We start from the raw sequence: 13,849 nt of genomic DNA on the forward strand, positions 1-13,849 counted from the left end.
TGCCGTCCTTGTATTAACGGGGAGGGCGGAAGCGCTTGATGAAGACCGCTCCGCCCGCTTACGGCGCTTGGAAGCGTCGGGTGCCCGCGTATTTTATCAACCGGTTGACGTGACAGACAGGGCGGCTGTCATCGCCCTCGTCCGCGGCATACAGGAGGAGCACGGAACACTCGACGGGATCATTCACGGCGCCGGCGTGATCGCTGACAATTACATTCTGAACCAGACAGAAAACGAACGGAAGACCGTCATGGCGCCGAAGGTGAAAGGGCTTATCAATCTTGATGAAGCAGCGAAAGATGTGCGGCTGGACTTTTTCATCCTGTTTTCTTCCTTGGCGGGAGGCATGGGAAATCCGGGGCAGGCCGGTTATGCGGCAGCCAACGCATTTATGGATGTTTATGCAGCCCGCCGGAACCATCTCGTGCGGGACAACGAGCGGAGCGGGCAGACTCTGTCCGTCAACTGGCCGCTTTGGGAAGAGGGCGGTATGCGTGTGGACAAAGAGACCGAACGGCTGATGTACGAACAGACCGGAATGAAAGCCATGCGATCGGCATCAGGCATCCAAGCGCTTTACGCCGCTTTTGCCTCCGGAGAACACCAGGTCATGGTGGCAGAAGGCGACGAAAAACGGATTCGCAGCCATATTTTCGATCTGGGCGAAGAACAAAGCGCCGCCGGAAAAGCTCCGGCAGTGGCAGATGCAAGAGATCTGAAAGATCAGGTTCAAGAGAAACTAAAGCGGCATGTATCAGATCTTTTAAAGGTAAGCATGAAAGATATTGAGGCTGACAGCGAACTGACGGAATACGGATTTGATTCGATCATTTTCACTGAATTTACAAATCTATTAAATCGGTCTTATCAGCTTGAGCTCAGCCCGACTATCTTCTTTGAATTTCCAACATTGCGCAAACTGAGCGGCCATTTGATATCTGAATGGAAAGAAGCATTCAGCGGCTTAGAAAGAGAGAGTTTAAAAACCGCTCCAAAAGCCGGAATAAGAAAAGCTGAAGCTCCGGCGGCCGTTCATGTCAAGCGGGAAACGCCCGTGTCCGTAAAAGGAAAATCAGAAGAAAAAACCGAACCGATAGCCATTATCGGAATCAGCGGTATTTTTCCGCAGGCGAAAGACATAGATGAATTCTGGACACGTTTACAAAAAGGGGAGCATTGCATCACAGAAATTCCCCGAGATCGCTGGGATTGGCGCGAATATTACGGCGATCCGGCAGCGGATGCAAATAAAACGTCAATTAAATGGGGCGGTTTTATAGATGGAATCGCCGGGTTTGACCCGCTGTTTTTCGGGATATCTCCGAAAGAAGCTGAAATGATGGATCCTCAGCAGCGTCTATTAATGATGTATGTGTGGAAAGCCATTGAAGACGCGGGGTACTCAGCAAAACGGATTGCCGGAACAAAAACCGGCATTTTCACCGGCACATTGGGAAGCGGATATCAAACCTTAATCAATAAGGCGGGTCTTCCTCTCGAGGGGTATACGATGACCGGAATCGTGCCGTCCGTCGGGCCGAACCGGATGAGTTATTTTCTTGATATCCACGGGCCGAGCGAGCCGGTAGAAACCGCTTGTTCAAGCTCTTTAGTCGCCATTCACCGCGCGGTAAAAGCCATTGAAACGGGAGATTGTGATATGGCGGTCGCAGGGGGTGTCAACACGATCGTCACGCCTGAAGGGCATATCGGTTTTCAAAAAGCAGGCATGCTCAGTGAAGACGGGCGCTGCAAAACATTTTCTGATCAGGCTGACGGTTATGTCAGAGGAGAAGGTGCCGGCATGATTGTCTTGAAAAAGCTTTCAGAGGCTGAGCGTGACAGGGATCACATCTACGGCCTCATCCGCGGTACAGCGGAAAATCACGGCGGACGCTCAGCGTCACTTACCGCGCCGAATCCGCAGGCTCAGACGGATGTACTGAAAAGCGCTTATCAAAAAGCCGGTATTCACCCGTCAACGATCACTTATATAGAAGCGCACGGAACAGGAACGGCACTCGGAGACCCGATTGAAATCAATGCATTGAAAAAAGCTTTCCAAACAGACGGGGCTCCGGGCGAATATTGCGGGATAGGCTCAGTGAAGACAAATATCGGACATTTGGAGCTCGCGGCAGGCATTGCGGGCGTTATCAAAGTATTGATGCAGCTGAAACATCGGACGCTCGCCAAAAGTCTGCATTGCGAGAACATCAATCCCCATATCAAATTGAAGGACAGCCCGTTTTACATTGTGACAGAAACAAAGGAGTGGGAAGCGCTGCGTGATGAAAACGGCCGGGTCCTGCCCCGCCGGGCGGGTGTAAGCTCATTCGGTTTCGGAGGCGTCAATGCGCATATCGTTATTGAAGAATACATGGGCAGAAGTGAGACGGAACAGCAGGAAACCCGTGAGAAAGCGTCATCTCTTTTTGTTTTGTCAGCTAAAAATGAAGAGCGGCTGAAAGAAAGAGCGCGTCTCCTTCGCGATTTTATCCAAAACGGATCATTCCGCCATATCGATCTTGCAGATGCCGCATACACAATGCAGACCGGACGGGATGCGATGGAAGCGAGGCTGGGAATCATTGCAGGCTCCGCAGAGGAACTGACTGAAAAACTGAACGCGTTTCTGTTGGGAAAAAACAGCGAAGATATCATCAGCGGCCGTAAAAAACGCGAGAATAACACGATTTCCATGTTCTCAGACGATGAAGACGCCGCTGACCTCGTCAGCGCCTGGCTTGAGAAAAAGAAATACAAGAAAGTGCTGCGGCTCTGGGCAAACGGATTTGACACAGATTGGGAGCAGCTGTATACGGACAGTAAGCCGCGCCGCATCAGCCTGCCCTCCTATCCGTTCAGAGCAGACCGCTATTGGGTGCCGAAACGGGAGCAGCTGCCGCTTTCGAATCAAAAAACAGTATTATTGCAGAAAACATGGGAGCCTTGCGAGGCAGTGTCTTCATCCGAGCCATTCAGCAAAATAGCGCTCATCATCTCCGAGGATACAAAAGACCTTGCCGCTGAGGTGAAAAAACAGCTGAATGATGCTGACATTGTGCAGGAAAATCAGCTCATCTCTTTCTTACAGGATGCGAATGCGGCCGTCTATTCCGGGTTTATTGACTTCACCGGCTGCGGCTCCGGCCAAAAGCGTCAGGACATCAGCTGGGTGGCATCGCTGCAGCAGCTGATTGAATACGGCCGCGGACAAGAAAACTTGAAAATGCTTTATCTTACAAAAGGGCTTGAATCCTTCAAAAATAAGGCGGCCGTTATGCATGGTATTGAAAAAGCGGGGCTTTATCGCATGCTGCGGCATGAATACAGCCATATTCTCACCTGTCACGCCGATATTGATCCTGAAGGGCCGCTGGAGCAGACAGCCGCTTTTATTAAACAAGAAATTGAATCAGACTTAACGGAATCTGCTGTTTGCTATAGGGAGGGCATGCGCTTCAGCTATGTTCTTCGGCAGACTGATCAGATTGAACCTGAAGCCGTGCAAACAGACCGGACTGTGTTTCCAAAAGACGCCGTCCTGATGATAACCGGAGGAACGCGCGGTCTCGGCGCTTTATGCGCCAAGCATTTCGTTTCAGTGTACGGTGTGAAGAAACTGCTTTTGACAGGCAGAAAGGAGCTGCCGCCGAAAACCGAGTGGGATCTTGAGCAAACAGACCCTGTCGTTTCGGAAAAAATACAGCTTATCCGGCAGCTGGAATCACAAGGCGTAAAAGTGTGCGTCTCAGCAGTTGATCTGACGGATAAGCAGGCCGTCGGACGGCTTATAAAAGAGGTAACCTCAACGCTCGGACCTGTCGGAGGCATTCTGCATTGCGCAGGAATTGCAGACCGTGAAAACCCTGCTTTTCTCCGCAAATCCAAAGACAGTATTGCGCGGGTGCTCGCCCCGAAAGCAGACGGCCTTCACAGTCTGTATGAGAGTGTAAAGGATGGTGCGCCGGCATTTTTCGTCCTGTTTTCATCTGTCTCGGCAGCCGTCCCGATTCTTGCGGCGGGTCAGAGCGATTATGCGATGGCTAATTCTTACATGGACTATTTTGCAGAAAACAATAAGAGCGGCATCATCAGCATACAATGGCCGGCATGGGATGAGACGGGCATGAGCAGGGATATAAAAAGCGGGATGTATCAGCAAACGGGATTGCTGCGGCACTCTGACGCAGAAGGTCTCAAGATGCTTGATTACATTTTAAGAGAAAAACCCGGAGCTGTCGTGCTGCCGGCACAAGTGAAACATGATTGGGACATCAAAGCGCTGGAAAACGCCAAGCCAGCCGCCCATAAAGGAATGAAAGCAGCTTCCAAACCTCCTGAAACAAAAAAGCGGGGACATAACCGGACTGATATTCAATCTTGGCTGAGGTCGCTTTTGGCAAAAGAGCTGAGTATCGATGAAACGCATATGGATATCGATGTGCCTTTTCAGGAATACGGAATGGATTCTATCTTTCTGGCGCAAGTGCTGACAAAGATTGATCAAAAACTGCCGTCCGTTTCAATTGATCCGACTGTCCTTCTGGAGCATCCTACCATTGAACAGCTCGCGGATTATTTAGCCGCACATTGTCCGGAAGCTTTTTCGGCAGATGCAGCGGTTCCCGCGGAGAAGTTCCCTTTGCAGAAGACGCCGAAACGGAGCAAAAAAACGGCAGATAAGCCCGGGAAACGGGGAAAGGTTGCGATCATCGGCATGGCCTGCCATTTTCCGAAAGCGGGGGATATAAAAGAATTTTGGAAGAATCTCCGCAGCGGAACGGATGCCGTCATTGAAGTTCCGCCGGACAGATGGGACACCGGGGAACACTATCAGCCGGGTGAATATCAAGAAGGAAAAAGCATCAGTAAATGGGGCGGTTTTATTCACGATATTGATCGATTTGACCCGGAGTATTTTAATATTTCAGAAACGCTGGCACCGATGATAGACCCGCTGCAAAGGCAGTGGCTCGAGGTGAGCGCGGAAGCTTTAGCCGATGCCGGTTATCAAAAAGAGGATCTCTGGGGCCGCCGTATCGGCGTTTTTGCCGGTGCAAGGGCAGGTGCGTTTCATCAGAAATTTCAATATTTGCAAAAAGACGCGATTATTGGCGCGGGGCAAAACTTTATTACCGCACACATGGCGCACATTTATAACTTTACAGGACCCAACCTGGTCGTGGATACGGCCTGTTCCAGTTCGCTTACGGCAATTCATTTGGCCGTACAGGCTATTCAAAATGGAGAAGCGGAAGCGGCCTTTGCGGGCGGGGTTGACATTTTGCTTGATGAAAAACCTTTTCTCACAATGAGCGCGGCGAGAATCTTATCGCCAAATGGCCGTTCAAAATCTTTCGATGCCGGTGCGGACGGAACAGGAATCGGAGAGGGCTGCGGTGTGCTGATGCTCAAGCCGCTCGAAAAAGCGATAGAAGACGAAGATAAAATATACGGTGTTATTGACGGCTCTGCGATAAATAATGACGGCAGCACAATGGGTGTGACGACGCCGAATCCCCGGGCGCAGCAGGACTTGATTGAGCAGGCGGTTCAATCAGCGGAAATCGAGCCGGACACCATGACATACGTAGAGACGCACGGAACCGGTACATTGATCGGCGACCCGATTGAATTAAAAGGATTAACCAATGTCTTGTCTGCTTATTCCGATGAAAAACAATTTTGCGGTGTAGGAAGCGTCAAAAGCAATATCGGCCACTTGCTGAGTGCGGCGGGCGCGGCGGGAATCATCAAAGTATTGCTGGCGATTGCCAATGAAGAACTGCCGCCGACTTTGCATTGCCATAAACCGAACCCCCGGTTTCAATTTAATGATTCGCCGCTTTATCCTGTGCTTGAGCTGAAGCGGTGGGACGGAAAAAAAGAGATACTCAGGGCCGGGGTCAGCGCGTTCGGTTTGGGCGGGAATAATGCCCATATCATTGTCAGCAACGAAGGAATACCGAAAGAGCGAAAAGCGGCCATGGAACCGAAAGGCGGCCAGACAGTATACCGAAAACAGCGGTATTGGCCTGAAAAAGCACAGTTGTCCGAAGCGGAAGAAAATAAGGCGGGCACAGAAGCAATGTTTGAAATAAGCGAGGTGTGATAGATTGGCAGTTGCCACCGATCAAGTCAAAACGTTCCTGCAGAAAATCAGCCATACGAATTATATCGTCCGGGATCATCGCGTTCATCAAATCCGCGTCCTCCCGGGCGTGACTTTAATAGATATGCTGTATCGGCTCGCCGCCGGGTATCTCGGTGAACGGCCTATAGAATTAAGACAGATTATTTTTAAGCAGCCTGTTGTAACATCTGAAGAGTTTGATAAACACCTGTATGTCACCTTTACGCCGGCGCGTGACAGCTGGAAAGTTGAGATCACAAGCGAAAAAGCAAAAAACGGCACACCGCTTGGCGGAAACCGGGATGAGAATATGGAATGCCAGCTTTATTTGCAAGAAGACACGCCCCGGGCAAAAGAACTGAATATTGAAGCGTTCATGAAAAACGCAAGCCGAAAATGGGACATGCATGACATTTACGGAATTGCAAGAAGAAGCCATATTGAGCATGGCGAGTTTATGAAAAATGAAGGGGCCGTTTATCAGCTTCAGGATAAAGAAGAATTAATGGAGCTCACTCTGAGTGATTTGGCTGAAGGATTCCGGGAGAAATTTAAGGCGCATCCGGCTTTTTTAGATGCGTCCACCCTTGCCGGCTCTTCCTTTGCATTGTCGGCCCAAAAGCAAAATGACACACCTTATATTCCTTTTATGATCAATCGTTTTTGCATGTATCAGCCGTTTCCGAAAACGATTTACACTTATTCTGTGAAAAACAGCCGCACTGAAAGCGGCGTATCAGACAGCGAACCTGATGTTTATTCGGCCGACTTCACGATTTATGACAGGGCAGGGAACGTATTGGCCGAATGTGAGAAACTGACAGTGAAAAGGGTCAGACAAGCGAATATGATTACCCATCTGATAGACAAAGAGAAGCCGCCTCAGCAGAACAGAAGCGGCCGTGGAGAGCCCGAAAGTCCTGTGGCCGCAGAAGACGTGTCTGAACAGCAAACGCCGGAACAAAACATGGTGACTTACATAAAGTCGGAAATCGCCAGGCTGATCAATCGTCCGGCACAGGATATTGATGTGCGGAAAGGCTTTTATGATATGGGGCTTGACTCGGCGCATTTGCTGAAGCTTGTAAAGATATTAGAGCAGACTTTTCAGCAGCAGTTTTATCCGACACTGCTTTTTGAATATTCATCTGTCCGCCGCCTTGCGGATTACCTTATCAATGAAGCGGGCTGTGTGCTGAAAGATTCGGCCGAAGAACGGCATACATCAGATGCTGACATCGCTGATGAGGTTCTGTTTTTTGAACCCGCCTGGAAAGATCATCCGCTGGAAACGGCGGTGCAGAACGGGCAAAAACACACCCGTCATCTCATTATCGCTGCCGATGCAGAACCCCGTCTCACCGGTGAACTCGGCATACATTGCCCGGAAGCGGAAGTGATAGAACTGAAAAGGGAGCATGAGGCTGCAGATGAGCAGTTTGGAGCAGATGCCGAGCGTATATTTCGTATGCTCAAACGGGAACTGACAGACCATCCGAAAGAACATACATTGATTCAGCTTGTATGCGCCGTTGAGAATGGAGCGGCATTGTCTTCCGCTCTCGGGGCTATGCTGAAAACGGCACATCTGGAAAATCCGGTTCTTCGCACTCAGGTGATCACCTTCTGTGACAAGAATGAGAGATTGCCAAGTGAGACGGCCGCAATCATTAGAACAGAAGCAGACTGCTCTTATGCAGGCTGCACAGACATTCGGTATAAAGACAATATGCGGCAGATCAGATTGTTCGAACGTATTGAGAAACTGGACGGGCAGACACAGTCTCCTTGGAAACAAAACGGCGTATATGTCATTACAGGAGGCCTCGGCGGTCTTGGATTTCTGCTTGCCCGTCACCTTGCAGAAAAAGAAAAGGTGAAGCTCGCACTCATCGGCCGTTCGCCGGAACAGCCTGAGAAGATCAGCAGACTGAAAGCATTGGGCGCAGAAGTTCTTTACGTTCAAGCGGACATCGGCAGCAAAGCCGAAACAGAGCGGGCATTTGCTCAGATTACAGAGACTTTCGGCCGGCTGACGGGCATTTTTCATTGCGCCGGTGTTTTAAAAGATCAATTTATCATCCAAAAAGACAGTTCTGACTTGAAGCAGGTGTTCCTGCCGAAAATCAGCGGCCTGATTCATGCGGACGAAGCTTCACGGCATGAACCGCTTGAATTTTTCGCCGTTTTTTCCTCATTCTCGGCGTTGGCCGGAAATGCGGGCCAGACAGATTATGCCGCAGCGAACGCTTTTATGGATGAATATATGAAATATCGCGATTGCAAAGCGGAAAAAGGCGAACGGAACGGGGCTTCTATGACGATCAACTGGCCGCTTTGGGAAGATGGCGGCATGCAGGTTGACAGCTTGATGAAAGAGATCATGAATGATGCAACAGGCACCAGCCCGCTACCGGCCGGGGAAGGGATGGCTTCACTTGAATATATGCTGCGACTCGGCAAGCTGCAATCCGTTATTTTATACGGGAAAGAGCCCACTGTAACTGAAAGCATGGGCCGATTGGGTCCAAAGGGAGACAAGAACGGATCTTCATTATCCAACGCAGCTGTCAAGAGAAGAAGCCGAAAACAAGAGAGACATACAGAAGAGCATGATATTGCGGTAATCGGATTGGCGGGAAGATACCCGCAGGCGGGAAGCATTGATGAATTTTACCAAAATCTGCGCTCAGGTAAAGACTGCATCACAACAATGCCGAAAGACAGATGGAAAGGTTATTCTTTCTCATATGAAGCAGATCAGTTCTACCGTTACGGAGGATTTTTAGATCGCATAGACAGCTTTGACCCGCTGTTTTTCAATCTGACTCCGCGCCAGGCTGAAATGATGGACCCGCAGGCGCGGCTGTTTTTAGAGACGGCTTGGGAAGCTTGTGAAGATGCCGGTTTTTATCAGGACAGAACGGCGCGCGGGCCATCTTCACAAAAGAGAAAACGCGTCGGGGTATTCGCAGGTGTGTTTTGGAGCCATTATGAGCTGTTCGGGGCTGAAATCACACAGCGGGGCACACCGCTGTCTATGGGCGTGACGCCTGCCTCTGTTCCGAATATCGTGTCTCACTGCCTGAACTTTACAGGGCCGTCAATGGCTGTTGATACGATGTGCTCTTCTTCGCTCACATCCATACATTTGGCATGTGAAAGCATTAAAAGGGGGGAGTGCGAATTCGCCATTGCCGGCGGTGTGAATGCGGTCACACACCCGCATAAATATGCGTTTTTGGCGAATGCCGGATTTCTGTCTTCAGAAGGCGTCTGCAAAAGCTTCGCCGCCGGCGGTGACGGTTATGTGCCGGGAGAAGGCGTCGGCGCGGTGTTACTGACAACCGTTCAAGAAGCGGAAAGAATGGGCTGTCCGATATATGGCGTCATAAAAGGCTCCGCTTTAAACCATGTCGGAAAAACATCCGGTTTGACAGTGCCTGATCCGGCATCACAGGCGGAAGTCATTACAGATTCTTTTCAGAGTGCCGGCGTTGATCCGGAGACATTGAGCTATATTGAAGCCCACGGAACAGGCACGTCTTTGGGTGATCCGATTGAAATTGAAGGGCTGAGCCGCGCTTTCCGCAAATGGACAAACAAGAAGCGGTTTTGCGCCATCGGCTCTGCCAAATCAAATATCGGCCATTTAGAAGGAGCCGCCGGGGTCGCCGGATTAACAAAGGTGCTTTTGCAGCTGAAGCATGGAGAAATCTTTCCGTCATTGCACGCGGACACGCTGAATCCCCATATTCCGTTTCCGGACACGCCGTTTTATGTGGCGGACCGGCTGGAAGAATGGGAACGGCCGTCACATTCTGACCAGCCGAGAAGAGCGGGTTTAAGTTCTTTTGGCGCCAGCGGGAGCAATGCCCATTTTGTCATAGAAGAATATCTGCCGCCGCAGGCTGAAAAGCAATCAGTAAGTATACGGGAAGACGAGCCGGTTCTGTTTCTGCTTTCGGCCAAAAATGAAGAACGCCTATTAGAATATGTCAAACGGTATGACCGCTTTTTACGGGAAAAAGAAGTCAACCTTAAAGACCTGGCCTACACGCTTCAAGCTGGCAGAGAAGCGATGCCTGAACGGCTGGCATTTATCGTTACTTCCGTTTGCGGTCTGCAAGCGAAACTGAAGGATGTGCTTGAACGGAAAACAGAAATTGAAGGATGTTTCCGCGGACGTGCTCAAGATGATATTTCATCAAGTGGAATGGCCGAGCTGCTGAAAAACAAGCAATATTCCAGATTGCTCACTGAGTGGGCAAAAGGAGCCGCCGTTGACTGGAGCCTGTTATACGAAGGAGAGAAGCCGAAACGGGTCAGCCTTCCTGTATATCCGTTCGCGAAGGAGCGGTATTGGGTGCCTGTGCCTGCGGATATCCGGAAACAGACAGACGAACCGGCGGAAAACCAAAAGATCATTCTTCAAAAAGACTGGAAGCAGCAAGATCCGGCGGAATCTGAAGCACTATCAGGAACAGTAATGATACTTGCAACGGATAAGACGCGCCGATTGGCCGATGCTCTTTTTAAAGGAAACGGCCATATTGAAACGATCTGCTTCATCCATCAGGCAAAAGACGGCGCCGATTATTACGCCGCCGCATCGGGGCGAAACCTTTACGGCAGAGTGCGGGAGTCTCTTCAAAACAAACAGATACTCGGGGTCGTCGACATAACCGCATATGATGCGGAATATGAACGGCAGGAAGAGATAGAACACGGAAAGCTTGCCTTTTTACAGCAGGCTCTTGAATCATTCCGTCATAGCGGCGCTGTGTTCAGCCAAGTGACACACCGCCTCCAGCCTTTCAAGGAAAGTAAACCTCTGATGCAAGGGGCGAAAACGGCGGGGCTGTACCGAATGCTGGGCGCTGAGTATGCCAACATTCATTCTTTTACGATAGATAGCGATTGTGCGATTGAGCATACAGAAGAATTAAGCAGACAGATTGAGACTGAATTTTTACAGCCGCGGGCCAAAAGCGGCAGTGAATGCTGCTACAGGCTGAATCGCCGTTATGTGCCGTTTCTGAAGCAGGGTATGAATGTTTCGGCGGCGCCTGAGCTTTCCTATTCGTCTGATGATGTGCTGTTAATAACGGGCGGATCGCGCGGGATCGGCGCAATTGCGGCAGAGCATGCCGTTTCACGCGGATGCAGGAAACTGGTCATCATGGGGCGGGAGCCGCTTCCCGATTCCTCAGAGTGGGCAGACATGAAAAAGGACGGCATTCTCCCGGAAAAAGCCGAGCGGATGCAGAGGTTAGCCGAGCGGGGCGCGGAGATCCGTTATTACAGCGTTTCTCTTACGGATCAAAAGGGGCTCCGGAACATGACGGACAGCATCCGCGGCACGATGGGACCGATTACCGGCGTTTTTCATTGCGCGGGTGCAATGGGAGAACACCCCGCTTTTTATAACAAAACCGAAACTGAAATCGAAAGCGTTTGCGCGCCGAAAGTAACAGGGCTTCGCGGTCTCTATGAAGCCGTTCAGAATGAGCCGCTGTCGTTTTTTATTTTGTTCTCATCCGTTTCGGGTCTGATCCCTTCGCTTGCTGCGGGGCAAAGTGACTACGCGATGGCTAATTCATTTATGGACTCTTTTGCAAATCATCAAGCAGGTATAGGAAACGTGTTTGTTAAAGCCGTTCAATGGCCCGTCTGGAAAGAAACCGGCATGGCTGAAGGCCTGCCGGAAACACCTGCTTATCAAAAATCAGGACTTTCCAGGCTGTCTGCCGAAGACGGACTGAAGTTTTTAGATTACATCATATTAAACGGACAAAGCTGCGGAATTCCTTGTGTTCCAGAAGACAGTGAGGCTGATTTTGGTGATCTTCTGAAGGTGAAGAAAGCTGAAGCTCCCGTGAAAAAAAGCACTGCCGGTGACCAAAAGGTGAAGGATACGATTCGTCAATGGGTGCGCACCGTCTTCAGTGAAGAACTGAAAATGACGGATGAGCAGATAAAAGATGATATGCCGTTTGATGAATACGGGATTGACTCAATACTCTTTGCGGAATTGGTTCAATCACTGCAAAAACGGATCAGCATAAAGTTAACACCGTCCTTAATGCTTCAATATCAAACGATTACAGAAATGGTTGACTATTTCGCAGCGCATCATGAAGCCGATTTTGTGACAAAAGAAAATGGTTTCGTTCAAGACAGGGACGTACAGCTTGATTTAACCGCCGCTGCTGAAGAGAGAACATCCATGAAGCCGAAAGCGGATACCGAAGACGATATTGCCGTCGTCGGCATGTCCTGCCGTTTTCCGGGGGCGGGCGGAACGGATGCTTTTTGGGAGCTGCTGATGAAAGGAAACACCGCCATCCGGCCTGTCCCCGCAACGCGCTGGCATGCAACAGCACATGCAAAGGATTATGCGGGGTGGATTGATGATATCGACATGTTTGATGCGGGCTTTTTCGGCATCTCTGAAAAAGACGCGGCAATTATGGACCCGCAGGCGCGGATCATATTAGAAGAAGCGGTTCATTCCGTTTATGATGCCGGGTACGGCCAAAAGGATTTATCGGGCCGGAAAGTCGGCGTGTACATCGGCGGCAGGGCGCAGCCTTCAGCCGGTATGGAACATATCCTGCAGGCGCCTAACCCGATTTTGGGGGCGGGACAAAACTATTTGGCGGCCAACATTTCACGATTTTTGAATGTCACAGGACCGAGCCTTGTCGTGGATACAGCATGTTCCTCAGGGCTGATCGGGCTGTCCTTTGCAAAAGACGCCCTTTTGGCCGGAAGGATTGACGCGGCCTTAGTCGGTTCGGTGAGTCTGCTCTTATCTCCGTCCGCGCACCGGTTATTCGGAGCGCGCCATATTTTAAATGAGAACGGCGTGTTTCATATATTCGACCGTGAATCAGCGGGAGAAGTGCTCGGAGAAGGAGCGGGGGCGGTTTTTATCAAACGATTGAGCGATGCGGTGCGGGACGGAGACCGTATTTACGGCGTCATAAAAGCCGTCTCGGTAAACAATGACGGCCGGACGCTCGGTCCCGGTTCACCGAATATAAGAGCGCAGAGAGACGCCATTCAAACTGCGCTTGACATGGCGGAAAAGTCGCCCGAAGACATTGGATATATAGAAGTGAACGGAGGCGGTTCCCCAATCGTTGATTCGGTGGAAATCAAGGCGCTCTCAGATGTCTATCAGCTGAACCGGAAAACGCTTCTGCCCTGCCGGATCGGATCGGTGAAACCGAATGTAGGGCATTTGCTTCTGTCTTCAGGTCTTGCGGGCTTCATCCGATGTGTGCTGAGCGTCTATCATAAGCTGATTCCGCCTTTCTTATCAGCGCTTGAGCCATTTGAACATTATGACTTTGAAGCGTCGCGTATTCATTTTAATCGTGAACCCGTTGATTGGCATTCAGAGAAGAAACCCCGCGTCGCAGCTCAGAGTTCATTTCCTGACGGCGGGACAAATGCTCATATCCTCGTTGAAGAATACAGAGGTGAAAGGCAGCGGGAACATCACCGGGCGCCTCAGCCGCCGGAATTCAGAAAAAAACACTACCCGCTTTTGGGCGGCTGGAACAGCACGGAGAGTGAAACGGAAAAAATAAATAATGAAAAAACAGACATTGCGGATCTTTTAAAGAAATATGAGAAAAAAGCAGAGACAAGCACTGCACCTGCAGACTCGTTTTGGCAGGTGACAACGTGACGTTTTTA

General features: G+C 50.3%; 2 protein-coding genes. Both read left to right on the top strand.

Going from position 1 to position 13,849, the window contains the following annotated elements; translation table 11 throughout:
* On the top strand, positions 1-6,118 hold a 6,118-nt coding region (locus K3G25_RS06465; RefSeq protein ID WP_232489631.1), incomplete at its 5' end, for an SDR family NAD(P)-dependent oxidoreductase.
* Between the two features lie 4 nt (positions 6,119-6,122).
* Positions 6,123-13,841: a type I polyketide synthase gene (locus K3G25_RS06470; RefSeq protein WP_232489632.1), complete on the top strand. Its 7,719-nt coding sequence runs from the start codon at positions 6,123-6,125 to the stop codon at positions 13,839-13,841.
* Positions 13,842-13,849: the final 8 nt, after the last annotated feature.

The organism is Bacillus sp. FCW2, assembly GCF_021228595.1.
Lineage (GTDB): Bacteria > Bacillota > Bacilli > Bacillales > Bacillaceae > Bacillus > Bacillus velezensis.